Origin of the sequence: Streptomyces sp. NPDC060366 (genome assembly GCF_042725135.1) — a bacterium.
Taxonomy (GTDB): Bacteria; Actinomycetota; Actinomycetes; order Streptomycetales; family Streptomycetaceae; genus Streptomyces.
The window spans coordinates 76,676-103,217 of record NZ_JBHXDC010000022.1 but is presented as its reverse complement, the minus strand read 5'-3'; the positions used below and the strand labels follow the sequence as shown (position 1 = coordinate 103,217).

Below are 26,542 nucleotides of genomic sequence, written 5' to 3'. Positions count from 1 at the left end.
TCCCTGGCACGCACGCCCGCCGCGTTGTCGTCGGTCGCCAACGCTCCGCGTTGTCTCCCTCCTCCGCCTTGCGCTCGCACGCACCAGACCCCACTTCCTGATCCGGCCTGATCCAAACGACAGGCCCCAGGCCCTGTCCTCACCCCGTCACCCCTGACGGCACTGCGGACGGGTCCGGCCGGGGGAGGCGGGGTCCCGTGCGGGCGGCAAACGTGTTACCAAGAGCCATGCCCGCACTCTCCTCTCCCGCCCGCACCTCGTACGACGCCGTGATCGTCGGCGGTGGCCACAACGGACTGGTCGCCGCCGCCTATCTCGCCGGAGCCGGCCGCACCGTGCTGGTCCTGGAGCGCCTCGGCCACACCGGCGGCGCCGCCGTCTCCACCCGACCCTTCGCCGGTGTCGACGCGCGCCTCTCGCGCTACTCGTACCTGGTCTCCCTGCTGCCCCGGAAGATCGTGGACGAGCTGGGCCTGCGGTTCGCCGTAAGAAAGCGGACCGTCTCCTCGTACACGCCGGCCGAGCGCGGCGGGGGGCCGACCGGACTGCTCGTCGGCGGCGGCGCCGACCGTACGAGGGAGTCCTTCGCCGCCCTGACCGGAGGCGACGCCGAGTACGCGGCCTGGCAGTCCTTCTACGCCTCGACCCTCCGGGTCGCCGAGCGCGTCTTCCCGACCCTCACCGAACCGCTGCCCGAGCGCGCCGAGTTGCGCTCCCGGATCGATGACGAGGCCGCCTGGCGCATGCTCTTCGAGGAACCGATCGGAGTCGCGATCGAGGAACGGTTCGCCGACGACCTCGTACAAGGCGTCGTCCTGACGGACGCGCTGATCGGCACCTTCGCCGATGCCCACGACCCGACCCTCCTACAGAACCGCTGCTTCCTGTACCACGTGGTGGGCGGCGGCACCGGCGACTGGGACGTGCCCGTCGGCGGCATGGGCGCGCTCACCGACGCACTCGCCGACGCGGCACGCGCGGCGGGCGCCGAGATCGTCACCGGGCACGAGGCGACCCGCGTCGAGACGGACGGCGCCCGCGCCGAGGTCACCTTCCGTACGGAGGCCGGCGACACCGGGACCGTCGCCGCCCGCCACGTCCTCGTCAACGCCTCACCCCAGGCGCTCGCCACTCTGCTCGGCGACGCGCCGCCCGCCCCCGCCGCCGAGGGCGCCCAGCTGAAGGTCAACATGCTGCTGCGCCGCCTGCCGAGGCTGCGCGACCGGAGCGTCGACCCGCGCGACGCGTTCGCCGGGACGTTCCACATCGCCGAGGGATACCGGCAGTTGGCGACGGCGTACGAGGAGGCGGCCGGCGGCACGCTCCCGTCCGCGCCGCCCTCCGAGATCTACTGCCACTCCCTGACCGACCCGTCGATCCTGGCGCCCGAGCTCGCGGAGCAGGGCTATCAGACCCTCACCCTCTTCGGACTGCACACGCCCGCAAGGCTGTTCGCCGAGGACAACGACGCCGTACGCGACGAACTGCTCAAGGCGACCCTGGACCAGCTCGACGCGCATCTCGCCGAGCCGATCGCCGACTGTCTCGCCGTGGACGGCGACGGCCGGCCCTGCATCGAGGCGAAGACACCACTGGATCTGGAACGTGAACTGCGGCTGCCCGGCGGCCATATCTTCCACCGCGATCTCGCCTTCCCCTACGCCACGGCCGACACGGGCCGCTGGGGCGTGGAGACGGCCCACGCGAACGTGCTGCTGTGCGGCGCGGGCGCCGTACGCGGCGGCGGCGTCAGCGGCGTACCCGGACACAACGCGGCGATGGCGGTGCTGGAGGCGGGCCGGACCCCGGCCGGCTGAGCCGGGCTCCGGCGCACGCGGTCTACCGGGAGACGTTCTTCATCTCGACGGACGCGACACGTTCGGCGGCGTCGAACAGGACGTCGACCGTGGAGCCGCCGGGCAGATCGGCGCTGATCCGGTCCGCCTCCTGACGCCGAGGCACCCCGTGGTGGTCGAAGTACCCGGCCACCACGGCGCGGGCCGAACTCCCGCCGAGCAGGCCCGTGCCCGTCAGCAGCACGCGCGGCAACGTGATGGCGTCGGGCACGGCGCGCGGCACCTGCGGGTCGTCCGGCACCATGTACAGACGGCCCTCGGGGGAGGCCTGGACGCCGATGTAGCCGGACGCGCCGAGCGCGCCCATCGCCCCGAACGCGAGGGTCTCCACCGCGAAGCGGGGGTCGTCGAACGCCGACAGGTCGACCAGGTCGTTCGTGAACTCCGCAATGCCGTGCGCCTGACCCAGCCGCCGTATCTCGTCCGCCGCGCCGACGACGGGCGTTCCACCGAAGCCGGGGTTCGCCCAGCCCCACAGCCACGAGCCGTCCGACGTGTCGAAGCTCCCCAGCACCGAGATCCGCAGATCGCGTTCGGCCTGACGGTAGAGGCGCTGGTCGAGATCGGCCGTCCACGGCCCGGTCGGCATGAACTCGTTGAACGCTTCGAGCTGTTGCGCGCCCCAGGCGGCGTGCCGCTCGGTCATCCGGAGGAAGGCGTCGCTGAAGGTGGTGGTCGCAGTCACCCCGGAAACCCTAGTGCGTGGACGTTCGAGCGCCCGACCTGGGTTCAGTCGGCCGACACGCTCCAGCCGTCCAACTCGACGCGGGCCGCGTCCCCGTGGCGCGAGTCGTCGAACACGGTACGGCCGCCGTCCTCGACCCGCAGCGAGTCCACATAGGCGCCACGGCCGACGTACGGGCCGCCGGTCGCGTAACGCCAGCGCAGCCGCACCGGATGGCCGCTCCAGGCGGCGAGGTCGGCGTGGAGCCGGTGCCAGCCGCGCCCCGACCAGCCCGAGACCGAGCCCGCCGGACGCGGCGCGCCCGCCTCCTGACCGGACGGCGTCGTCGTGAAGGGCACCGGCCGCCACTCGGCGCCGTCCCCGGACGCCTCCAGGACCAGTTCGTCCGTCACCGGCTCCGTGTCCCACCACAGGGAGCAGCGCAACCGCCCCTGCCCGGTGGCGATACGCAGCGCGGGCAGCGTGAGCGTGGCGTTGGAGTCGGCGGCCATGCCCGAGAACCACGCGGTCCGGCCCTTCTCCGGGGTGACGGGCACGGCGCGCGCCAGATGGTCGGCCGCCGCGACCCGCGGCGCACTGCCGGACCGCCAACTACGCACCGGATGAACGGAGTTGCCGAGCACGACCAGGAACGAGTCGGTCGTCGGATCGAGGACGAGACTGGTGCCGGTGAAGCCGGTGTGACCCGCCGTACGCGGCGTGGCCATGGCCCCCATGTACCAGTGCTGGTAGAGCTCGAAGCCCAGTCCGTGCTCGTCACCGGGGAAGTCCGTGTTGAAGTCGGTGAACATCAGATCCACCGACGCCGGACGCAGGATCCTCGCCCGGCCGTACGCGCCGCCGCTCAGCAGCGTGCGGCCCAGGACCGCCAGGTCCCACGCGCACGAGAAGATCCCGGCGTGGCCTGCGACCCCGTCGAAGCCGAACGCGTTCTCGTCGTGCACCTCACCCCACACGAGACCGCGGTCGAGCCCCGACCACGGCTGCCGGCAGTCCTCGGTGGCCGCGATCTTGGGCTTCCAGGAAGCGGGCGGGTTGAAGCGGGTGCGGTGCATGCCGAGGGGAGCGGTGATCTCCTCCCGCAGCAGCACGTCCAGCGCGCGCCCGGTGATCCTCTCCAGCACGAGCTGAAGGGAGATCAGATTGAGGTCGGAGTACCGGTAGACGCTCCCCGGCGGGCTCGTGGGCGCCTCGTCCCACAGCCTCTGGAGCATCCTCTCCCGCGTCGGCTCCCGGTAGAGCGGGATCCAGGCGGCGAACCCCGAAGTGTGCGTAAGCAGTTGACGGACCGTCATGTCCTGCTTGCCCGCGCCGCCGAAGTCCGGGAGATACGACGCGACACGCTCCTCCAGGGCCAGTGCCCCGCGCTCGATCTGCTGCACGGCGAGGATCGACGTGAACAGCTTCGAGACCGACGCCAGATCGAAGACGGTGTCCTCGGCCATCGCGATCTGCCGGTCGGCCGGGAACTCGACACCGGTGTCGGTCGCCTCGTCGTACGCTGAGTAACGCACCGCCTTGCCGATGGGCCGGTGCAGCGCGACCGTGCCACCGCGCCCGGCGAGCAGCACGGCGCCCGCGTACCAGGGGTGCGCCGGTGAGGGCTCCAGGAACCGCTCCGCGTCGCTCACCAGCCGCTCCAGCGGCCCCAGCAGCAGCCCGGCGCGCGCGGGGGAGCCCCGCCGCAGCGTCGGGGCCGGCCGTCCGGAACCCGAGCCCGCGGGGCCGGAAGACCCCGCCTCCGCACCTATGGCGGTCGCCGCGTCGGCGAACGGGACCGGCGCCAGCGCGAGCGCGCCGCCCAGCGCCAGCATGCCCCCGCCCAGCCTCCGCCGGCTGATCCCGCCGCCCGCCGAGTCCCCAGTCATCCGGCCACCCCTCTGACGTGACGCTCCGTCCGAACCTGTCCGCCGCACGAGGCTACTGCCCCGCCTCCGTACGGACCATGACGCCGCGGCTCGCCGCGCGGGCGCCGGACACCTCTGGCAGCGTGAGGCGCATGACGACGCGTACCGGGGTCCGATCGCTGTGGTCCCGCTGGACCGTGGTCGTACCGCTGCTCGCCCTGGTGGCCCTGGTGCTCAGCTGGGGCCGCGACCTGCCGGGGTACGCGGTCTCCCTGGTGGCCCTGTTGCTCGGGGGCGCCGTACTCGCCGCCGTGCACCACGCCGAGGTCGTCGCACACCGGGTCGGCGAGCCGTTCGGGTCCCTCGTGCTCGCCGTCGCCGTCACCGTCATCGAAGTGGCGCTCATCGTCACCCTGATGGTCGACGGCGGTGCCAAGAGCGCCACCCTCGCCCGCGACACCGTCTTCGCCGCCGTCATGATCACCTGCAACGGCATCGTAGGCATATCCCTGCTCGTCGGCGCCCTCCGCAGCCGGGTCGCCGTCTTCAACGCCGAGGGTTCGGGCGGCGCGCTCGCCACGGTGGCGACGCTCGCCACACTCAGCCTGGTCTTCCCGACCTTCACCACCAGCAAGCCCGGCCCCGAGTTCTCCACGGCACAGCTCACGTTCGCCGCGATCGCCTCCCTGGCGCTCTACGGGCTGTTCGTCGCCATGCAGACGCTGCGTCACCGCGAGTACTTCCTGCCCGTGACCCAGGAGGGCGAGATCAAGGAGGTGGACGAGCACGCGCCGCCGCCCACCCGCCGCGCGACGACGCTGAGCGCGGTCATGCTCGTCGTCGCCCTGGTCGCGGTCGTCGGCGACGCGAAGGCGGTGTCCCCGACCATCGAGTCGGGCGTCGAGTCGGCCGGGATGCCGCACGCCGTGGTGGGTGTCATCATCGCCCTGCTCGTCCTCGCGCCCGAGACCCTGGCCGCCGTCCGGGCCGCGCGCCGCGAGCGGGTGCAGACCAGTCTCAACCTCGCGCTCGGCTCGGCCATGGCCAGCATCGGCCTGACGATCCCCGCGATCGCGCTCGCCACCATCTGGCTGGAAGGCCCGCTCGTCCTCGGGCTGAGCGCCACCCACATGGTCCTGCTCACGCTCACCGTCGTCGTGGGCGCGCTCACCGTCGTGCCGGGCCGCGCCACGCTGCTCCAGGGCGGCGTCCACATGGCGATCTTCGCGGCGTTCGTGTTCCTCGCGGTGAGTCCGTGAGGCGTGTGGAAACACCCCCGGATCCTCCGCCCCCGATCACCGGCGGAGGGCTTGACCCGCTCCGTGACGGCACGGAGTATCACGCCATGAACGCCGAGGAACGCGCCGTCAGGGAACTGCTCCACAGCACCGTCGACGGCGTCGTACGCCGCAGCGCCCGACGCGTCCCCGACCGCACCGCGGTCAGATACGGGGACCGGACCTGGACCTACGCCGAACTCGACACCGCCGTCTCGACGGCGGCCGCGGCCCTGCGCGGGCACGGACTCCAGGACGGCGACCGTGTCGCCACCTACGGCCACAACTCCGACGCCTATCTGATCGCCTTCCTCGCCTGCGCACGGGCGGGGCTCGTCCACGTACCGGTCAACCAGCACCTCACCGGCGACGACCTCGCGTACATCCTGGAGCAGTCCGCGAGCGCCCTCGTGCTCACCGACCCGGCGCTCGCCGACCGAGTCCCGCCGGGCATCGCCGTCCGAGCACTCCGGGACGCCGATGACTCGCTGCTCGCCGCGCTGGCCGACCCGCGACCGTACGACCCCGACCGGGACTCCGACGATCTGGCGCAACTGCTCTACACCTCGGGCACCACCGCGCTGCCCAAGGGCGCGATGATGACGCACCGGGCGCTCGTGCACGAGTACGCCAGCGCCATCGACGCGCTGGACCTGCGGGAGAGCGACCGGCCCATCCACTCACTGCCGCTGTACCACTCGGCGCAGATGCATGTGTTCCTGCTGCCGTACCTGGCCGTGGGCGCGGAGAGCATCATTCTCGACGGGCCCGACCCGGCGGCCGTCTTCGATCTCGTGGAGACGGGAGGCGCCGACAGTCTCTTCGCGCCGCCCACGGTGTGGATCGGTCTGTCCAACCATCCGGACTTCGCGACCCGCGAACTCGGCGGGCTGCGCAAGGCCTACTACGGCGCCTCGATCATGCCGGTGCCCGTGCTGGAGCGACTGCGCGAACGGCTCCCGTCACTCGCCTTCTACAACTGTTTCGGCCAGAGCGAGATCGGCCCGCTCGCCACCGTCCTCGGCCCCGAGGAGCACGAGGGCCGGATGGACTCCTGCGGGCGCCCCGTGCGCTTCGTGGAGGCGCGGGTCGTCGACGAGGACGGCAAGGAGGTCCGCGACGGCACGGCGGGCGAGGTCGTGTACCGCTCCCCGCAGCTGTGCGCCGGTTACTGGCACAAGCCCGAGGAGACGGCGGAGGCCTTCCGCGACGGGTGGTTCCACTCCGGCGACCTCGCGGTGCGCGACGCACAGGGCTTCTACACGGTGGTCGACCGGGTCAAGGACGTCATCAACTCCGGTGGTGTGCTGGTCGCCTCACGCCAGGTCGAGGACGCGCTGTACACACACCCGGGCGTCGCCGAGACCGCGGTGATCGGTCTGCCGGACGACCGCTGGATCGAGGCCGTCACCGCGGTCGTGGTGCCGCGGGGTGAGGTCACGGAGGACGAACTCCTGGACCACGCACGGGAGAAGCTCGCCCACTTCAAGGCGCCGAAGAAGGTCCTGTTCGTGACGGAGCTGCCGCGCAACGCGAGCGGCAAGATCCTGAAGCGCGAGCTGCGGGACCGGTTCTCGGGCTGAGCGCCGCCGGCGCCGTGGCGGGGTTCGTCCTCGGCGTGATCCGTCCTCAGCCGCCGGACGGGCTGCGCTTGTCCTCAGGCGTCGGACGGGTTGCGCTTGTTCTCAGTCGCCGGACGGGCTCGGGTCGGTCCTGAGGTCCACGATGCGCTTGATCTTGCCCACCGAGCGCTCCAGCGTCTCCGGGTCCACCACCTCGACCGCCACCGAGACCCCGATCCCGTCCTTCACGGCCGTCGCGATCGACCGCGCGGCGGCCGCGCGCTGATCCGGCGTCGCCCCCGCCCGCGCCTCGGCCCGTACGGTCAGCGCGTCCATCCGGCCGTCGCGGGTGAGCCGCAGCTGGAAGTGCGGGGCCACCCCCGCCGTACGCAGCACGATCTCCTCGATCTGCGTCGGGAAGAGATTCACCCCGCGCAGGATCACCATGTCGTCACTGCGCCCGGTGACCTTCTCCATCCGCCGGAACACCCGCGCCGTGCCCGGCAGCAGCCGCGTCAGATCACGGGTGCGATAGCGGATCACCGGCATCGCCTCCTTGGTGAGGGAGGTGAAGACCAGCTCGCCCTCCTCGCCCTCGGGCAGCACCTCACCGGTGAACGGGTCGACGACCTCCGGATAGAAGTGGTCCTCCCAGATGTGCAGCCCGTCCTTCGTCCCGACGCACTCCTGCGCCACGCCGGGGCCCATGACCTCGGAGAGGCCGTATATGTCCACGGCGTCGATCGCGAACCGCTCCTCGATCTCCCGCCGCATCTCCTCCGTCCACGGTTCGGCCCCGAAGATCCCCACCTTCAGGGAAGTCGTCCGGGGATCGACGCCCTGGCGCTCGAACTCGTCCAGCAGCGTCAGCATGTACGACGGCGTCACCATGATGATCTCGGGCCGGAAGTCGGTGATCAGCTGGACCTGCCGCGCGGTCATGCCTCCGGACGCCGGGATGACGGTGCAGCCGAGCCGCTCGGCGCCGTAGTGGGCGCCCAGACCGCCGGTGAACAGGCCGTATCCGTACGCCACATGGACCTTGTGACCGGGCCGGCCGCCGGCCGCCCGGATGGAGCGGGCCACGACATCGGCCCAGGTGTCCAGATCTCCCTGCGTGTAGCCGACGACGGTCGGGCGGCCCGTGGTGCCGCTGGAGGCGTGGATACGCCGCACGTCCGCCTGATCGACGGCGAACATCCCGAACGGATAGTTGTCCCGCAGATCGGTCTTGGCGGTGAAGGGGAAGCGGGCGAGGTCGGCGAGAGAGCGGCAGTCGTCCGGCCGCAGTCCTGCGGTGTCGAACGACTCCCGGTAGAACGGCACGTTGTCGTAACTGTGCCGCAGTGTCGCCCGCAGCCGCGTGAGCTGCAACGCTTCGAGCTCGTCCCGGCCGAGCAGTTCCCCGGCGTCCAGCAGATCCGTCATGGCCGACTCCCCGATTCTCCGACTCTTCCCGCACCGACCGGGCACCCGGACGGCCGGGCGACCGATCATTCGGTTGATCTTCTTCCCGCCCAGTAATCCAGCCGTCCGGACCGGCGTCAAGGCACGGGGCGCGCCGGGACCCGGATCCGAAACCGGTCGGTCCAGTCCCCGCCCGCCCGTCCGTCCGGCGTACGGCAGCAACTCGGCGCCACCTCAAGGGGGTTGGGGACAGCCCGTGCAGCGGCCTGTCCGGGACCCGAAACGATCGATAGTCTGGCCCCGGACGACGAACCGGAAGGAGCGGGACGTGGCTGAGAGCACCACCACCCAGCAGCCGTTGGCGGGCTGGGACAAGCCGGAACTGGACCTGAGCAAGGCCGACTGGCGTTCGAGCAGCCAGGGCACGGGGGACGTCCAGATCGCCTTCGTCGAAGGGTTCATCGCGATGCGCAACGGCCGCAAACCGGAGAATCCCTCGCTGATCTTCAGCCCCGCGGAGTGGCGGGCCTTCGTACTGAACGCCCGCGACGGGGAGTTCGACCTCACCTGACCACGGCGGTGTCCCGGCGCTTCCGGCGTGCTCCGGGTCCCGCGTCGCCGGGGTCCCGCGGAGACGTACCATGGCGGCATGTCCTTCCTCCGCCGCCGCAGCTCCGCCACACCCGCGGGCCCGGACTTCGACGTCCTGGCCATGGACCCGGGTGACTGGCCCGGAAATCTGGGCGCCGGTCTGCTGCCCGCACCCGACGGCAGCTGTCAGGGCGTCTTCCTGCGGTACGACCTCTTCGGCGGCCGCGGCCCGGCGATGATCATCGGCAATCTGCCCGAGGGATCACCGGCCCGCGAGGTGGAGGACGGCCAGATCCCCTTCGAGGTGGCGCAACTGCTGCTCGCCCTGGAGAACGAGGAGCAGGTCGACGTCGTCAGCACCGAGGACGTGCCGGTCATGCAGGGGGACAACCTGCTGATCGTGCGCCGGCTGAAGCTCTCCGAAAGCCGTATCGCCTGCGTGCAGTTCGACCGCAGCGACAACGTCCTCGTCACCATCGCGAGCTGGGACCGGCCGATCACCGACGATCTCTACGCGCTGCTGAAGCCGCTCCCCGCGGAGCTCTTCCAGCAGGGCTGAGCAGGCCGGGGCCGCGAGCGGCCCCGGCTCCCGGACCCCGCGCGAGACCGATCGGATCCCGACGCGGTCCGGGCGGCGATCCGGGGGGTGTTCGCCACAACGATCCCGACTCCGTTCCGGACGTGTTCCGGACGCGAACTCCCGTGCGCCGCCCGGCGCGTCCCCGTCCCACCGCCTCGCGGCAGGAAAATTGCCTGCCGCGAGGTTTTGTCATGTGCCTTGCCAATTCAGTCATCGGACTTTTAACGTCTGCCGCATGACTCAGGGCATCAGCCGCAGAACCACGATGAAGTCCGCACTCGGCGTAACCAGTGCCCTCGCGCTGGGTGTACCCGCTCTGGCCGGCCGGGCCGCAGCAGCCGACCCCTCCGATGAATTGACGCTTTGGTACACCAAGCCCGCCGCCAACTGGGAGCGCGAAAGCCTCCCCATCGGCAGCGGCGCCCTCGGTGCCGGCATCTACGGAACCCTCGCTTCCGAGCGACTGGTCCTCAACGAGAAGACCCTGTGGACCGGCGGCCCCGGTTCCCCCGGCTACGACCACGGCAACTGGACCAGCCCCCGACCCGGCGTGCTGCGCGGCGTCCAGGAGCGCATCGACGCCGAGGGGTCCATGACCCCGGAGGCCGTCGCGGCCGAGCTGGGCCAGCCCAAGCACAACTTCGGCTCCTACAACGTCTTCGGCGACCTGCTGCTCGACGTCCCCGGAGCGCCCGGTGCCCCCGACTCCACCTACCGGCGCGCCCTCGACATCGGCACGGCCCTAGCCTCGGTCTCGTACGCCCATCAAGGCGCCACGTACACACGGGAGTTCTTCGCCTCCCACCCCGGCAAGGTCATCGCGGGCCGGTTCGCCGCCGACCAGCCGGGCAAGATCGGCTTCACCCTCCGGTACACCTCCCCCCGCAACGACTTCACCGCCACCGCGTCCGGCGACCGGCTCACCATCCGGGGCAAGCTCCAGAACAACGGGCTGCTCTTCGAGGGCCAGATCCGCGTACGGACGCAAGGCGGCAGCGTCACCGCCGGGAACGGCACCCTCACCGTCAGCGGCGCCGACAGCGCCTGGTTCGTCCTCGCGGCCGGCACGGACTACGCCGACACCTACCCCGACTACCGCACCGACGACCCGCACGGCGCGGTCACCGACGCCGTCGACCGGGCGGCCGACCGCTCCTACGACGACCTGCGCACCGAGCATGTCGCCGACTACCAGGGGCTGTTCGACCGGGTGTCGCTCGACATCGGCCAGCAACTGCCCGACCTGCCGACCGACCAACTCCTCGCCCGGTACACCGGCGGCACCAGCACCGCCGACAAGGCGCTCGAAGCGCTGTACTTCCAGTACGGCCGGTATCTGCTCATCGCCTCGTCACGGGCCGGGTCGCTGCCCGCGAACCTCCAGGGTGTCTGGAACAACGTCACCAACCCGCCCTGGGACGCGGACTACCACGTCAACATCAACCTCCAGATGAACTACTGGCTCGCCGAGGTCACCAACCTCGCCGAGACCACCGTGCCGTACGACAAGTACGTCGACTCGATGCGCGCTCCGGGCCGCGTCACCGCGCGGGAGATCTTCGAGACGGCCGGCTGGGTGGTGAACAACGAGACCAATCCGTACGGCTTCACGGGGCTGCACCAGTACCCGCAGTCGTTCTGGTTCCCCGAGGCGGGCGCCTGGCTCACCCAGCAGATGTACGACCACTACCGCTTCAACGCCTCCACGGACTATCTGCGCTCCACCGCCTTCCCGGTGATGAAGGAGACCGCGGAGTTCTGGCTCGGCTTCCTGCGGACCGACCCGCGCGACGGCAAGCTCGTGGTCACCCCCAGCTACTCGCCCGAGAACGGCGACTTCACGGCCGGCGCGGCGATGTCGCAGCAGATCGTGCACGACCTGTTCACCAACACACTGGAGGCCTCGGAGATCCTGGGCGACGACCCCCGGTTCCGCAGGCGGCTGCGGCTGGCGCTGCGCGAACTCGACCCCGGACTGCGTATCGGGTCGTGGGGCCAGCTCCAGGAGTGGAAGGAGGACCTGGACGATCCGAACAACGACCACCGGCATGTCTCGCACCTCTTCGGTCTGCACCCGGGCCGGCAGATCGAGGTCGGCACCGAATGGGCGGAGGCCGCCAAGGTCTCGCTGACCGCGCGCGGCGACGGCGGCACGGGCTGGAGCAAGGCCTGGAAGATCAACTTCTGGGCGCGGCTGCGCGACGGGAACCACGCGCACAAGATGCTCACCGAGCAGCTCAAGAGCTCCACCCTGCCGAACCTCTGGGACACCCACCCGCCGTTCCAGATCGACGGCAACTTCGGCGCCTCCTCCGGTGTCGCCGAGATGCTGCTCCAGAGCCAGCACGGCCCGATCGAGGTCCTGCCGGCCCTGCCCGCCTCCTGGCCCGACGGCTCGGTCACCGGGCTGCGGGCACGCGGCGGCGCCACGCTCGACATCACCTGGGCCGGGGGGAAGGCGAGCCGGATCGTCCTCACGGCGAGCCGGACCGGCGACGTGACCCTGCGAAGCACCCTGCTGCCCGGCGGCGAGAAGAAGTTCCGCGCCACCGCGGGCCGGGTCTACGAGTTCCCAGCGCGCCGCGGCCGGCACTGACGGCCGCGGTACGAGGGGTCCCGTCCCGGCAGCGGCGGCAGCCGGGACGGGACCCCGCCGCGTCCGGCGGCTCCGCGCCCCTGCGGATGTCGGCGACGTCCCGCAAGATGGAAGCAGGTCCGGGGTACTCCAGCCGGCCGCTCGCCGGTGCGGGACCCCCGCCGAGCGAAGGGGCAGCATGGACAGTAACGATCTGACGCCCGAAGTCCTGCGGAGGCTGCGCAGGCCGAGGCCGTATCCGGCGGTGTCCCTGACAATGCCCACGCATCGGCACGAGCCGCTGAACGATCAGGACCCGGTGCGCCTGCGCAACGTCCTCGCCGAAGCCGTACACCGGATGGAGGGCGATCCGGACGTGCCCAAGTCCGCGCGCCAGGCGGTCAGGGTGCAGCTCGACCGGGCGGTGGCCGAGGTGGACCTGCGGCACAAGCTCGACGGGCTGGTGATCCTCGCCGACGCCCGGGAGCACCAGGTCTGGTACCTGCCCCGTGACACGCCCGAGTCGGTCGTCATCAGCGACACCTATCTCACCCGGAACCTGGTGGCCGCCACCGCCCAGCTGCACCGCTACTGGGTGCTGAGCGTGGCCGCCGACCGCGCGACGCTGTGGAACGGCGTCGGGGACTCCCTGCACGAGCACCGCGCCGACGGCTTCCCGATGACGCCTCCCGAGGAGACGTGGGACGTCGAGCGCGAGGAGCGGATAGGTGACACCCCGAGCACCTTCATGGACGAGGAGACCCGTAAGTTCCTGAGGTCGGTCGACGACACCTTCGCGGCCGTGCTCGCCGCCCGCCCGCGCCCGTTCCATCTGGTCGGTGTCGCCCCCGCGCTCGCCCTGCTGGAGGACGCGGGCAGCACCTCCAGATCCGCCGCGGGCCGGCTGGCCAAGGGCGGTCTGTCCGAGGGCCCGGCGCATGTGCTGGGCAAGGCGGTCCGGCCCGTCGTCCAGGAGTACGCGCGGGGCGAGGAGCGGGAGGCCCTGGTCCGGCTGGACGACGCCAAGGGCAGGCGTACCTTCGCCGCCGGTCTGGACGAGGTGTGGGACGCGGTCCGCGAGCGGCGGGCCGCTCTGGTGGCGGTGGAGGAGCACTTCCAGCGGTCCGCCAGGGTCAGCGAAGGGCATCTGATCCCGGTCGACGGCGACGACGGGGAGGCCCTCGGCCGTGAGGTGCAGGACGACATCGTCGACGAACTCGTCGAGACCGCCCTCGACGGCGGCGCACAGGTCGTCTTCCTCGACGACGACGTACTCGACGACCACCACCGGATCGCGGCGGTGCTGCGCTACTGACGGACCGCCGCGCGCGGGGCGGACGTGAAAGCGGCGCCGGCGCCACCGGCCCCCCACAGGCCGGTGGCGCCCGTCGCCCTACGAGGGCCGCGTCTCAGCGGCCCGAGGGCAGGACCCGGACGTCGGACGCCTTCACATAGGCGACCCGGTGTCCGAACTGGATCTCGTAGTACTCCTCCTCGCCGCTCACCACGCGGTGCCCGGTCGTGTCGAAGGTGGGTGCGAAGTAGTACGCGCCCGGCACCCGGTCACCGACCACGTACTTCTGGCCGGCGAGCAGCTTGTACGGGAACGGCGAGATCGCCTGCACCGGGATGTCGGCCGGGTACGCCGACGCCTCCGGGTAGGCCCTGCCGTACACCGGTACCTCCGCGAGACCGTCCTTCGGTGTCAGCACCCGCTCCTCGGCGCTCACGGCCGTGGGCGCCGTGCGCGGGTTGTGGAACCAGGCCTTCTGGCCGAGGTACCAGATCGCCGTCCAGTCGCCCTCGCGCCCGGCGACGGCGAACTGCTGGCCCGTCGACGCCCGTGCGCCCAGGTCGTTGACCCCGGTCGTGGAGTCCCCGCCGCCCGGCCGCAGACCGATGTCCTTGACCAGCGGCGACGTGGCGTCCGGCGCCGTGTGCAGCCGTACCGCCCCCGAGCCGTGCGGGGCGCACGCCTGACCGGCCGTCACACAGCCGGTGTAGAGGGGCTGGTTGGACGCGTAGTCGGGACGGATCGTCACCGCGCCCGCGTTGCGCCCGCCGTCCGCCTTGAACGGCTTGCCCAGCAGCTCGAAGTAGTGCGCCCAGTCCCAGTAGGGGCCCGGATCGGTGTGCATACCGGCGATGGTCGCCGCGGTCGTGCCGGGCACGTTGTCGTGGCCGATGATGTGCTGCCGGTCCAGCGGGATGTCGTACCGGTCGGCGAGGTAGCGCACCAGCCGTGACGACGTCCGGTACATCGCCTCGGTGTACCAGGCGTCGGGGGAGACGAGGAAACCCTCGTGCTCCAGACCCACCGAGGTGGAGTTGACGTACCAGTTGCCCGCGTGCCAGCCGACGTCCTTCAGCGGGACGTGCTGCGCGATGTGTCCGTCGGACGAGCGCAGCGAGTAGTGCCAGGAGACATACGTGGGGTCCTGGACCAGCTTGAGCGTGGTGTCCCAGGTCGCCTCGGTGTCATGGATGACGATCGAGTTGATGGAGGGGGACTTCGCCTTGGGGCGGTCGGCCTTGTCGTGGTTGCCGTAGTCGCCCTCGCCGAACTCCTCGTACGGCGCTGGGATCCACTCGCAGGCCACGCTGCGCGGGCACTCGGCCTTGCCGACGTCGGCCTCGCGCAGCCCGAGCTTCGACACCTGCGAGGTGTCGGGGGAGAGGCCGGGCGTCGCCGGCAGCGCCACCCGCTGCCCGCTGTCGGTGGTCCGGCGCTGGCCGTCCCTGATCACCGCGTAGACGTCGTTCGCGTACGTGGCGGCGGTGGCCGAGTCGTCGGCGCCGGAGAAGCGGGCGACGGCGGCGTACCAGTCGGCGGGGTCGGCGCTCAGCGGTTTCCCGAGAGCGCGCTGGGCGTCGGCCAGCAGGGCCGCGCCGCCGCGGATGTTGGCGGTGGTGTCCTGCCTGAGCCGTTCCGGGGACTGCCCGGTGAGCTTCGCCGCGCGCTCGACGGTGCGCAGCCGGTCCGGCAGTTCGGAGTTCTCCGGCACGACCACTTCGCGGACCGAGTCCGGGGCGCCCGTCTTCACCGCGCGGGAGGTGTCGCCGCGGGCGTCCTCCGTACCGTGCGAGTGGTGGGGCGCCTCGGCGATCGCGGTCCTGGCGTCGGTGAGATGCATGGGGCCGTAGCCGCCGGTCACGCTGGCCGCGCCGCCGTGCGTGTCCCACCTCGACTGGAGGTAGGAGACGCCGAGCAGGACGCTCGCCGGTACGTCGTACCGTTCCGCCGCCGCGGCGAAGTCACGCTGGAGCGCGCCGGCGGTGGGCTGTTCGGCGGTGGCGGAGGGAGAGGCCGACACCAGGGGCAGCAACAGGGCGGCCGAGGCGACGGCGCCCGCCGTTCGCGTCGCACGTCTGCGGACGGTTCTGACGGATGTGGGGGCGGAACCTTGCAATGCGGCCTCCAGTGACGTGGTGCGCGAAGCGCCCGCGGAGCCGTACCCGACACCTGGCACGTCGTGCGGGCCGGAGGTGCGGAGTACAGGGCAGGGGTACAGGGGTATCGGCTCGGAGGCGATCCGTCAATCAGGTGTGACGGCAAGGATTTCGCACGTCAGCGCGCGTGTCGGGGAGTTTCGCGGGCCGCAGGCCACGGGCCTGCGGCGCGTCAGTGGTGTGAACCAATGTGCGGACTCGACCGGCCTGGAACGATGTTGGTCGGACCTTGACGTTTCTTGTACCTGACGGTCCGTCAGGTTCGTCCGGTGGACGTCCGCCGGGGAGCCCGGCCGCCGCTCATGACGTGACGTCGCGCGCCAGCTGCCGGTCCACCTGCGCCGGCGACAGGGCGTGCTCGATCGCGAGGATCCCCGCACCGAACGCCGCCGCGTTCTCACCCGTACGGCTCGGCTCGATCCGCAGCACATGAGTGGCCAGCGGGTGCGATCGCCGGTACACCGCCTCGCGCACCCCCGCGAGCAGCTGGTCGTGCACGGCCGCCAGCGCGCCGCCGAGCACCACCGTGTCGGGGTTGAAGAAGTTCACCAGCCCCGCCAGGACCTCGCCGACCGCGCGGCCCGCCTCGCGCACCATGCGCAGCGCGTCCCTGTTGCCGGACTTCACCAGCCGTACGACATCGCTGCCCGACGCCGCGTCAAGACCGAGGCCCGCGAGCTTCGCCGCGATCGCCGCCCCGCCGGCCACCGCCTCCAGACAGCCGAAATTCCCGCACCGGCAGGCGTCCTCCTGGTCGCCGACCTTGATGTGGCCGATGTCGCCCGCGCTGCCCTGCGCGCCCCGGTGCAGCCTGCCGTCGGCGACGATGCCGCAGCCGATGCCCGTACCCACCTTGATGTAGAGCAGGAAACGGGTGTCGGGGAACGCCCGCCGCTGTTCGGCCAGGGCCATCACATTCACGTCGTTGTCGACCAGCGCCCGCGCGCCGAAGCGCGAGGCGAAGAATTCGGGGATCGGATACTGGTGCCAGCCGGGCATGATCGGCGGATCGACGGGACGCCCGGTCGAGAACTCCACCGGCCCCGGCACCCCCACCCCGATCGACCGCAGTGTGCGCGGATCGCGCCCCGACTTCTCCAGCAGGGTGTGCAGTGTGCGCTCGACATGGCGCAGGACGGAGTCGGGGCCGTCCCCGATCGACAGCGGGTCCTCCTGCGTCGCCAGGGTCGTACCGCCGATGTCCATCAGCGCCACCCGGCAGTGCGAGGCGCCGAGGTCCACGCCCGCGACCGCGTGCTCGCGGGTACGGAGGCGGAGTCTGCGCGGCGGCCTGCCGCCCGTCGAGCCGCCGGCCTCGGGTCCCGACTCGTCGACGAAGCCGTGTGCGATGAGCGCGTCGACCCGCTGGGAGACCGTGGAGCGCGCGAGACCGGTCATCCGGGAGAGATCCGCGCGCGTCGCCGCGGCCCCGGAACTGATCAGCGTGAGCACCTCGCCCGGCGTGTGGGAGACGGCGTAACTGCTGTGATCCGGCAGCGCAGACATGGCATCACTTTAGGGACGACTTCCGCTGCTCACAAGACGCCATTAATTCGCCGACCGGCATAAGTCTCCGTCAACTCAGCGGAAATGAACGGTGCTTGGACCCTTGACAGGTCAAAGGTCAGTCACGACATTGCACAGCAGACCGCGACCGAGCCATCGAGGAGCCAGGGGATGCTGACGATGCAGGGCGTGTCCAAGAGCTTTCTCGGGGTGCGCGTGCTCCATGACGTGGGACTCGATCTTCAGCCCGGCGAAGTCCACGCCCTGGTGGGCGAGAACGGCGCGGGGAAGTCCACCCTGATGAAGGTCCTGGCCGGCGAGCACACCCCCGACACCGGGACGATCACCCTTGACGGAACGGCGCACACGTTCAGCCACCCCGGCCAGGCGCAGGCCGCCGGGATCGGCATCATCCACCAGGAGTTCGCGCTCCTGGCCCACCGCACCGTCGCCGAGAACGTGTTCCTCGGCCGGGAGCCGACCCGCTACGGCCTCGTCGACCGTACGGCCATGGAACGGCGTACCGCCGAACTGCTCGCCGAGATCGACGAGACGGGCATCACCCCGCGCACGCTCGTCCGGGACCTTTCCGTCGCCCGGCAGCAGACCGTCGAGATCGTCAAGGCGCTCGCCTCCGACGTGCGTGTGCTTGTCATGGACGAGCCAACCGCACCGCTCGCCGACCACGAGGTCGCGCTCCTGTCGGCCCTGGTGCGCCGGCTGACCGCACGGGGCCTCGGCATCCTGTACATCTCGCACCGGCTGGGGGAGGTCTTCGACCTCTCACGGCGCGTCACCGTCCTCAAGGACGGCCGCCATGTCACCACCGTGGCCACCGCCGACACCACCCCGGACGACATCGTCCGGGCGATGGTCGGCCGCGATCTGACCGCGTACTACCCGCCGCGCGCCCGGCACGACGAGATCGGCGACGTGACGCTCACCGTCACCGGCGGCGGCAACGCCCGCATCAGGGACATCGACCTGACACTGCGCGCCGGGGAGGTCGTCGGCATCGCGGGCCTCCAGGGCGCGGGGCGTACGTCGCTGGCCCGCGCCCTGTTCGGGGCGGCGCCCTTCACCACCGGCACCATGACCGTCGGCGGGAAGCCGCTGCGGCCGTCGAGACCGCGCGAGGCCATCCGCGCGGGCATCGCGCTGGTCACCGAGGACCGCAAGACCGAGGGGCTGGCCCTGCGCCAGTCGGTGCGGGACAACGCGCTGCTGGTCACCCGCGCCGTCGCCGTACGGGGCAGACCCCCGGCGGGACGCGAGGTCACCGCGCTCCTCGAACGGGTACGGCTCCAGTCGCGCGGTGAGGACCAGCAGGCCCAGTTCCTGTCCGGCGGCAACCAGCAGAAGGTCGTCATCGCCAAATGGCTGGCGGCGAGCCCTCAGGTGCTGCTCTTCGACGAGCCCACGCGGGGTGTCGACGTCGGGGCCAAGGCCGCCATCCACACCCTCGTACGCGAACTCGCCCGCGAGGGACTCGCGGTCCTGATCATCTCCTCCGAACTGCCGGAGCTGATCGGGATGAGCGACCGGCTCCTCGTGATGTCGGACGGGCGGCTCGTGGGTGAACTGCCCGCCGGGGCCACGGAGGAGAGCATCATGCGCCTCGCCACGAACGGACCGGGCCGGGGCGCCGGCGCGGAAACCGGCCCGCACACCACCGCCGCGCCCGCCGGACGGGAGGGCCCCGCGTGACCACGCTCGAACCCGCTCCCGCCCCCGCCGGCCCCCCGTCGAAACCGACATCGTTGTCCAAGAACCGGGCGTCGCGCTCCGCCCGGAAGTCCGTCGACCCCGTCGCCGGGGTCTGGCTCGCCGCGCTCGCCGTCACCGTTCTCGGCTGGATCGTCGTCACCGCCCAGGGCGGGAACTTCCTCACCACCACCAACGCCGTCGCGATCCTCCAGAACTGCGTCGCGCTCGGCCTGGTCGCCGTCGGCCAGTCCGCCGTGATCCTCACCGGCTCACTCGACCTCTCCGTCGCCTACCTCATCAGTCTCGGCACACTCGTCGCCGCCGAGACCATGGCGAGCGGCGGCGTCGTCACCGCCGTACTCGCGGTCCTCGCGCTCTCCGTCGCCGTCGGACTCGTCAACGGGCTGATCGTCACCGGGCTCAAGGTCAACGCCTTCATCGCGACCCTCGGCATGGCGTTCATCCTGCGCGGCTGGATCGAGGACAACTACACGGGACCCGCCGGGGAGGTGCCCGTCTCCTTCCAGCGGCTCGGCTACGACCGTGTCGGCCCGATCCCCGTCTCGGTGTTCCTGCTCATCGCCGTGGCCGCCCTGATGTGGCTCATCACCCGCCGTACCCGCCTCGGCCACCACATGTACGCCACCGGTGGTGACGAACACGCCGCCCGGCTCTCCGGCGTACGGACCGGGCGCACCGTCGTCCTCGCGCACGTCCTGTGCTCGCTGTGCGTCGGCGCCGCCGCGCTCTTCCTCGCGGCCCGGCTGGGCGCGGGCGCACCCTGGGCGGGCACCGAGGCGCGCTACGACCTGGAGTCGATCGCCGCCGTGGTCCTCGGCGGCACGGCGCTCGCCGGCGGCCGCGGGGGAGTGGCGGGCACCCTCGGCGGTGTGTTCGTCCTCGCCGTCCTGGACAGCGTGTTCAACCAGCTCTCGGTCGACCCGTTCTTCAAGAACGTCGTGCGCGGCGTCGTCATCATCGCCGCCGTCGCCATCTACGCCCGGCCGCGCCGGACCCCGAAGGCACCGAAGGCCCTGACGGAAGGGCGGACAGCGTGAGCGCCCCGACCAAGAGCGGATCCACGACCGCGTCCCGCGACGCCGCGACGGCCGCCCCCGGCAAACGACTCGTCCGCGCGCTCGGCACCGGCATCCCCGTCTATGTGCTCCTCGCCCTGCTGCTCCTCGCGCTCCTGATCACCGATCCCGGCTTCTACGAACCCGACAGCTTCCTCTCCTTCGTCAAACGGGCGGCGCCGCTGGTGATCCTGGCCGCCGGGCAGTATCTGGTCATCGTCAGCGGCGAGTTCGACCTCTCCGTCGGCGCGATCGTCACCGCGGGCGTGGTCGTCGCGGCCGAGCTGTACGGCTCCTTCCCGAACGCCCACTGGCTGGTGGTCACCGCCGTCCTGCTCGTCGCGGGCGGCCTGGCCGGGCTGGTCAGCGGACTGATCACCACCGTCCTGCGGGTGCCGTCCTTCATCACCACCCTCGGCATGATGCTCATCCTCGAAGGCGCCGTCTTCTTCTGGACCGGCGGCTCACCGCAGGGCGTACTGCCCACCGCCTTCCGCCAGTTGGGCCGCGGAACCGCCTTCGGCTGGCTGCCCTGGGCGGTCGTCGCGTGTCTGGTCGCCGGCACCGTCGCCGTCCTCGTCACACGCTCCGACTTCGGACGGACGCTCGTCGCCACCGGTGACAGCGACCGCGCCGCCGCGCTCTCCGGCGTACGGGTCGTCCGCGTACGGACCGTCGCGTTCATCCTCTCCGGCGCCGCGGCGGCGCTCGCCGCCGTCCTCGTCGGCGGGTTCTCCGGGGTCTCCGCGCAGGCGGGCCGGGGCTACGAGTTCGAGGCCATCACCGCCGTCGTACTCGGCGGTGTGGTCCTCGGCGGCGGACGGGGTTCGGTGGTGGCCGCGATGGCCGGCGCCTTCTCGCTCCAGGCGCTGTTCACCCTGCTCAACCTCCAAGGTGTCTCCGGGGCCCTGGAGTCCACCGTCCAAGGCGTCATCGTCATCGCCGCGGTCGGCCTCGGAGCCGCCGACTGGTCCCGCCTGCGCCGCCGTCGTACGCCACCCGGCACCGGGCCACCCCGCACCGGGCCACCGGGCCCCGTGCCACCGGACCGTACGCACCCCACCGGTACGCACCCCTCGGGAGGAACACCCTCATGACCGTCATCCGGCCCCTTCGCCGACGCGCCCTGGCCGCGGGCGCCGCCCTGCTCGGCGCCGTACTGATCACCTCCTGCACGAGCGACGCGCCACCCGAGTCGCCCCCGGCCGCGTCGGGCAGCTCAAGCACGGCCGATTCGGGCACCGGGAAACAGTCCACCTTCTTCGAACAGGCCGAGTACGACCGCCAGTTGGCGCTCGCCGGCGAGAAGCCCGAGGGGCCCGACGGCAGACCGTGGGAGCAGATGCTCAACCCGCAGATGGTCGACACCTCCCAGTACGAGATGGCCGACCCCAGCGGTATCGAGCTGTGCTTCTCCAACGCCGGCGTCTTCAACCCCTGGCGCCAGGTGGGGCTGAAGAACATGCGGGCCGAGGTGAAACTGCACAAGGAGATCACCAAGTTCACCGTCCTGGACGCCCAGGGCAAGGACGACAAGCAGATCTCCGACATCCAGGAACTGGCCGGAGGGAACTGCGACGCGCTGATCGTCTCGCCGAACACGACGGCGACCCTCACCCCCGCCGTGAAGCAGGCCTGCGGCAAGGTGCCCGTCATCGTCTTCGACCGGGGCGTCGAGACCGACTGCGCCGTCACCTTCGTCAACCCGATCGGCGGCTACGCGTACGGCGCGGTGGCCGCCGACTTCCTCGTCGAGAAGGTGAAACCGAAGGGCAAGATCCTCGCGCTGCGCATCTCGCCCGGCGTCGATGTCCTGGAGACCCGCTGGTCGGCCGCGAAGGTCGCCTTCGACAAGAGTGAACTCGACGTCGTGGACGTGAAGTTCACCGACGGGGACCCGGCCAAGGCCAAGTCGATCGTCACCGACGCGCTCACCCGGCACGGCGACATCGACGGTGTGTGGATGGACTCGGGCGCCACGGCCGTGGCCGCCGTCGAGGCGTTCGAGGACGCGGGCAAGGACGTACCGCCCATCACCGGCGAGGACCAGCAGGACTTCCTCCAGGCGTGGCAGGACAAGGACCTGACGGCGATCGCCCCCGCGTACCCGACGTTCCAGTGGCGTACGCCCGTCATCGCCGCGCTGGACATCCTCAAGGGCCAGGACGTGCCCAAGGAGTGGAAGCTCCCGCAGCCCACCATCACCCAGGACAACCTCGGCGACTACCTCAAGCCCGGCATGCCGCCGCTGCACTACGCGATGTGCGGGTGCGAGTCGATGCCCGGATTCCCGAAGGACTGGGGCGGCAAGTGAGCGCGCCGAAGCAGTCGTCCCAACCGCCCAAGCGCCAGCCGCCGTTCGCGCTCGGCGCCAACCCGTGGATCTGGCACTCACCGGTCGACTCCGACGCCCTCGCCGGGACGCTGCCGCGGCTGGCGGCCTGGGGCTTCGACTGCGTCGAACTCCCGCTGGAACAGGCCGACGACTGGGAGCCCGCGGCCGCGTCGAAACTGCTGGACGCGACCGGGCTCGCCCCGGCGGCCGTCGTCGCCGTCATGCCGCCCGGCCGCGATCTGGTGGCCACCGACCCGTCGACCGTACGCACCACCCAGGACTATCTGCGGCGCTGTGTCGACGCGGCCCACGCGATCGGGGCGCCCGTCGTGGCCGGTCCGGTCTACACGGCCGTGGGGCGCTCCTGGCGGATGACGGACACCGAGCGGGCGGCGGCGTGGGCCGAATGGCGTGAGCACATCGCGCCCGTCGTCACCCACGCCGGGGACGCGGGGGTGACGATCGCCGTCGAGCCGCTGAACCGGTACGAGACGAGTCTGCTCAACACCGTCGCCCAGTGCCTCGAAGCGCTGGACGGCCTCGACCCGGCGGCCATCGGTATCGCGCTCGACGTCTACCACCAGAACATCGAGGAGCGCGGACTGCCCGGCGCCGTACGGGAGGCGGGCGGCCGCATCGTCCATGTCCAGGTGTGTGCCAACGACCGCGGCGCGCCCGGCGCCGACCACCTCGACTGGCCCGGCTTCCTGACCGCGCTCGCGCAGGCCGGCTACCGGGGGCCGCTGTGCATCGAGTCCTTCACCGCCCACAACGACGCCATCGCGGTCGCCGCCTCCGTGTGGCGCCCGCTCGCACCCAGCCAGGACGCGCTGGCCACCGACGGGCTGGCGTTCCTGCGCCGGGTGCTCGCCGGTATCTAGAGCTGTGTCCGTGTGGTCTCACGGATCCCGTCCCCCCCAGAGAGGACCGGCACATGAAATGGCATGCGCATGACAGTAGGACCCGCGGGAGAGCGATCCGAAGAGCGTTCGTCGCCGTCGCCGGCGCCCTGCTGCTCGCCGTGACCGCCCTGCCCACCGGCGCCGGAGCCGCCGAGAAGGAAGAACCCGCCTTCAAGGCCCTGCTCTTCACCCGCGCCGTCGGCTACGTCCACGGATCCATCCCGAACGGCATCAAGATGTTCGAGGAGGAGGCCGCCGAGAACGGCTTCGAGATCGTCCAGAGCGACGACCCCACCGTCTTCAGCGACGACAACCTCGCGCAGTACGACGCCATCGTCATGCTCCAGAACTCCGGCATGGTCTGGGACACCGAGGACCAGCGCCAGGCGATGAAGACCTACGTCCAGAGCGGCAAGGGCGTCGTCGCCATCCACAACACCCTCGACATGGGAGTCGAGGAGGCGTTCCCCTGGTGGGACGAGACCATCAACGGCGGCGCGCACATGCCCACCCACTCGCCCGGCGTGCTCCAGGGCACGGCCAAGGTGGCCGACCAGGTCCACCCCTCCACCAAGGGACTTCCCGAGCGCTGGGAACGCCCCGAGGAGTGGTACAACTTCGACGAGAACCCCCGCGGTGACGTCCATGTCCTGGTCACCGCCGACGAGACGACGTACAACCCCGGCCCCGACGCCATGGGCGCCGACCACCCCATCTCCTGGTGCCGCAACACCGAGGGCGGCAAGGTCTGGGCCACCGCCATGGGCCATGACACCCCCGCGTACGACGAAGAGGCGTTCCGCGACCATGTCGTCGGCGGCCTCCAGTGGGCGGCCGGTGAGAAGGCGGGCGACTGCGGCGGCACCGACTGGGGCGCCTACGAGAAGGTCACCCTCGACGACAACACCGCCGACCCGATGGAGCTGGACGTCGCCGACGACGGCCGCGCGATCTACGCCCAGCGCAACGGCGAACTGAAGATCTTCGACCCCGCCTCCCACTCCACCGTCACCGCGGGCAAGCTCGACGTCTACACCGGCGGCGAGGACGGCCTGGTCGGCATGGAGCTGGACCCGGACTTCGCCAAGAACAACTGGGTCTATCTCTACTACGCGCCGGCCGCCGAGACCAAGGACGTCAGCCGGCTCTCCCGCTTCACCCTCAAGGGCAACACCCTCGACCTGAAGAGCGAGAAGAAACTCCTCGACGTCCCGGCCTACCGCTCCCGCACCTTCACCGAGCCCGGACACACCGGCGGCGCCGTCGAGTTCGGCCCCGACGGCACCCTGTACCTCGGCGTCGGCGACGACGTACCGCCCAACCTCGACCCCGACTGGCAGGGTTACGCGCCGATCGACTGGCGCGCGGGCAAGGAGATGCTCGACGCCGCGCGCACCGCCGGCAACACCAACGACCTGCGCGGCAAGCTGCTGCGCATCAAGCCGACGAAGAGCGGCGGCTACACCATCCCCAAGGGCAATCTCTTCGCCAAGGGCAAGGCCAAGACCAGGCCCGAGATCTACGCGATGGGCTTCCGCAACCCCTTCCGCTTCACCGTCGACCAGGAGACCGGCTACGTCCACCTCGCCGACTACGGCCCCGACCGCGGACTGCCCACCACCGACCGCGGACCCGAGGGCCTGGTCGAGTACAACGTCGTCAAGAAGCCCGCGAACTTCGGCTGGCCGTTCTGCCACGGCGACAACCAGGCGTACGCGCCGTACAACCCGGACACCGGGGTGATCGGCGCGAAATTCGACTGCGCCAACCCCACCAACCCCTCGCCGAACAACACCGGACTGACGAAACTGCCGCCGATCCAGCAGCCCGAACTCTGGTACGGCTACGGCGAGTCCGAGAAGTTCCCGGAGATGGGCGAAGGGGGCTCGGCCCCGATGGCCGGACCCGTCTACCGCTACGACGCCGACAACCCCTCCGAGACGAAGTTCCCCGAGTACTTCGACGGCGCGAGCTTCCTCTACGAATGGTCACGCAACTACATCAAGGAAGTCCGCTTCGACCAGGACGAGAAGCTCCTCAAGATCAACGACTTCATGGACTCGGTGGCCTTCAAGAGCCCCATGGACATGACCTTCGGGCCCGACGGCTCGCTGTACGTCCTCGAGTGGGGCAGCGAGTTCGGCGGCGGCAACAACGACTCGGGCCTCTACCGCGTCGACTACGCCCAGGGACGGCGCAGCCCGGTCGCCAAGGCCGCCGCATCCGTCACCAACGGACCGCTCCCGCTGAAAGTCGACTTCTCCAGCGAGGGCAGCGTCGACCCGGACGGCGACGCGCTGACCTTCGAATGGGACTTCGACGGTGACGGCACCTACGACTCCACCGACGAGAACGCCACTCACACCTACACCGAAGGAGGCGAGTTCAGCGCCCAGTTGAAGGTCACCGACTCCAGCGGGAAGTCCGGCTTCGCCAACGTGCCCATCACCGCGGGCAACACGGCCCCGAAGGTGACCATCGACGTTCCCGTCAACGGCAAACTCATCGAGTTCGGCGACAAGATCCCGTACAGGATCACTGTCACCGACCCGGAGGACGGCACCGTCGACTGCTCCAAGGTCACCATCAACCCGGCACTCGGGCACGACGACCACGAGCACCCGACCAACGACATCCCCGGCTGCGAGGGCACGGTCGACACCGGTGACCTGGGCGGCCATCCCGAGGGCGCGGACCTCACCTACGTACTCAACGCCAAGTACACCGACGGCGGCGGCGCCGGAGCACCGGCACTGACCGGCTACGGGCGGTCCGTCCTGCAACCGAAGCTCAAGCAGGCCGAATACCACGACGACCAGTCGGGCACGCGCATCGTCGACCAGGCCGGTGCCGCGAACGGCAAACGCATCGGCGACATCAGCGACGGCGACTGGGTGGCCTTCGAACCGATGAGCATGGAAGGCGTCGACTCGGTGAGCTACCAGGTCTCCTCACCGTACGGAGTCGGCGCGATCGAACTACGGGCCGGCGCCCCGGACGGTGAACTGCTCGCCACCACTCCCATCCCCAACACCGGGGACTGGGACGTCTACCGGCCCACCGATCCGGTCCCGGTGAAGGCCCACGACGGCACGCACAAGCTCTATCTCGTCTTCACGTCACCGCAGAACAACGCGTTCGACGTGGACACGGTGGAGTTCAGCGGGCCGTAGCAAAACGACTGTC

Annotated in this window: 18 protein-coding genes; 13 read left to right on the top strand and 5 right to left on the bottom strand. The window is 70.9% G+C overall.

Annotation, left to right across the window (positions count from 1 at the left end; translation table 11 throughout):
* Positions 1–227: 227 nt before the first annotated feature.
* Positions 228–1,817 carry a phytoene desaturase family protein gene (locus ACFWHU_RS33850; RefSeq protein ID WP_387229675.1) on the top strand — a complete coding sequence of 530 codons (1,590 nt, stop codon included), beginning with the start codon at positions 228–230 and terminating at the stop codon, positions 1,815–1,817.
* A 22-nt stretch (positions 1,818–1,839) separates the two neighbouring features.
* On the opposite strand, the gene ACFWHU_RS33845 is transcribed toward ACFWHU_RS33850, so the two are convergent.
* Complete coding sequence (locus ACFWHU_RS33845; RefSeq protein ID WP_385802291.1) at positions 1,840–2,541, bottom strand: DUF6882 domain-containing protein; 702 nt, start codon at positions 2,539–2,541, stop codon at positions 1,840–1,842.
* A gap of 44 nt (positions 2,542–2,585) precedes the next feature.
* Positions 2,586–4,409 carry a serine hydrolase gene (locus tag ACFWHU_RS33840; RefSeq protein WP_387229673.1) on the bottom strand — a complete coding sequence of 608 codons (1,824 nt, stop codon included), beginning with the start codon at positions 4,407–4,409 and terminating at the stop codon, positions 2,586–2,588.
* 131 nt (positions 4,410–4,540) lie between these two features.
* Between ACFWHU_RS33840 and ACFWHU_RS33835 the strand changes: the two genes are divergently transcribed.
* Together ACFWHU_RS33835 and ACFWHU_RS33830 are read left to right on the top strand one after the other, a co-directional pair.
* Positions 4,541–5,647: a calcium:proton antiporter gene (locus ACFWHU_RS33835; protein ID WP_385802295.1), complete on the top strand. Its 1,107-nt coding sequence runs from the start codon at positions 4,541–4,543 to the stop codon at positions 5,645–5,647.
* Positions 5,648–5,733: 86 nt separating this feature from the next.
* A complete protein-coding gene (locus ACFWHU_RS33830; protein ID WP_387229671.1) occupies positions 5,734–7,248 on the top strand; it encodes an acyl-CoA synthetase in 1,515 nt (504 codons plus the stop codon).
* Positions 7,249–7,350: 102 nt separating this feature from the next.
* Here the strand turns inward: ACFWHU_RS33830 and paaK are convergent, their stop codons facing one another.
* Positions 7,351–8,655: a phenylacetate--CoA ligase PaaK gene (paaK, locus tag ACFWHU_RS33825; RefSeq protein ID WP_387229669.1), complete on the bottom strand. Its 1,305-nt coding sequence runs from the start codon at positions 8,653–8,655 to the stop codon at positions 7,351–7,353.
* A 307-nt stretch (positions 8,656–8,962) separates the two neighbouring features.
* On the opposite strand from paaK, the gene ACFWHU_RS33820 reads away from it, so the two are divergent.
* From ACFWHU_RS33820 to ACFWHU_RS33805, 4 genes are all read left to right on the top strand, one after another.
* Positions 8,963–9,205, top strand: a complete 243-nt coding sequence (locus tag ACFWHU_RS33820) for a DUF397 domain-containing protein (RefSeq protein WP_385802300.1) — start codon at positions 8,963–8,965, stop codon at positions 9,203–9,205.
* Between the two features lie 78 nt (positions 9,206–9,283).
* Positions 9,284–9,784, top strand: coding sequence for a hypothetical protein (locus ACFWHU_RS33815; RefSeq protein WP_355179771.1), 501 nt, complete (start codon positions 9,284–9,286; stop codon positions 9,782–9,784).
* Between the two features lie 286 nt (positions 9,785–10,070).
* Complete coding sequence (locus tag ACFWHU_RS33810; RefSeq protein WP_387229687.1) at positions 10,071–12,401, top strand: glycoside hydrolase N-terminal domain-containing protein; 2,331 nt, start codon at positions 10,071–10,073, stop codon at positions 12,399–12,401.
* Positions 12,402–12,579: 178 nt separating this feature from the next.
* A complete protein-coding gene (locus tag ACFWHU_RS33805) occupies positions 12,580–13,695 on the top strand; it encodes a chemotaxis protein (protein WP_385802302.1) in 1,116 nt (371 codons plus the stop codon).
* Between the two features lie 94 nt (positions 13,696–13,789).
* Here ACFWHU_RS33805 and ACFWHU_RS33800 read toward each other — a convergent pair whose 3' ends face one another.
* Positions 13,790–15,790, bottom strand: a complete 2,001-nt coding sequence (locus tag ACFWHU_RS33800) for an N-acetylmuramoyl-L-alanine amidase (RefSeq protein WP_387229666.1) — start codon at positions 15,788–15,790, stop codon at positions 13,790–13,792.
* A gap of 340 nt (positions 15,791–16,130) precedes the next feature.
* A complete protein-coding gene (locus tag ACFWHU_RS33795) occupies positions 16,131–17,336 on the bottom strand; it encodes an ROK family protein (protein ID WP_385802306.1) in 1,206 nt (401 codons plus the stop codon).
* A gap of 171 nt (positions 17,337–17,507) precedes the next feature.
* On the opposite strand from ACFWHU_RS33795, the gene ACFWHU_RS33790 reads away from it, so the two are divergent.
* Genes ACFWHU_RS33790 through ACFWHU_RS33765 form a run of 6 tightly spaced genes read left to right on the top strand, consistent with a single transcriptional unit; the run spans position 17,508 to position 26,529 of the window.
* On the top strand, positions 17,508–19,043 hold the full coding sequence (locus tag ACFWHU_RS33790) for a sugar ABC transporter ATP-binding protein (protein WP_385802308.1): 1,536 nt from the start codon (positions 17,508–17,510) through the stop codon (positions 19,041–19,043).
* Positions 19,044–19,096: 53 nt separating this feature from the next.
* The gene (locus ACFWHU_RS33785; protein ID WP_387229685.1) at positions 19,097–20,101 is read left to right on the top strand and encodes an ABC transporter permease; all 1,005 of its coding nucleotides are present in this window, start codon (positions 19,097–19,099) and stop codon (positions 20,099–20,101) included.
* Complete coding sequence (locus tag ACFWHU_RS33780; RefSeq protein ID WP_385802310.1) at positions 20,098–21,216, top strand: ABC transporter permease; 1,119 nt, start codon at positions 20,098–20,100, stop codon at positions 21,214–21,216. Before ACFWHU_RS33785 ends, ACFWHU_RS33780 begins: the two co-directional genes overlap by 4 nt.
* Positions 21,217–21,221: 5 nt before the next feature.
* A complete protein-coding gene (locus ACFWHU_RS33775; RefSeq protein ID WP_385802385.1) occupies positions 21,222–22,433 on the top strand; it encodes an ABC transporter substrate-binding protein in 1,212 nt (403 codons plus the stop codon).
* The gene (locus ACFWHU_RS33770; protein ID WP_387229663.1) at positions 22,430–23,335 is read left to right on the top strand and encodes a sugar phosphate isomerase/epimerase family protein; all 906 of its coding nucleotides are present in this window, start codon (positions 22,430–22,432) and stop codon (positions 23,333–23,335) included. Before ACFWHU_RS33775 ends, ACFWHU_RS33770 begins: the two co-directional genes overlap by 4 nt.
* Positions 23,336–23,388: 53 nt before the next feature.
* Positions 23,389–26,529, top strand: coding sequence for a ThuA domain-containing protein (locus tag ACFWHU_RS33765; protein ID WP_387229661.1), 3,141 nt, complete (start codon positions 23,389–23,391; stop codon positions 26,527–26,529).
* Positions 26,530–26,542 lie beyond the last annotated feature (13 nt).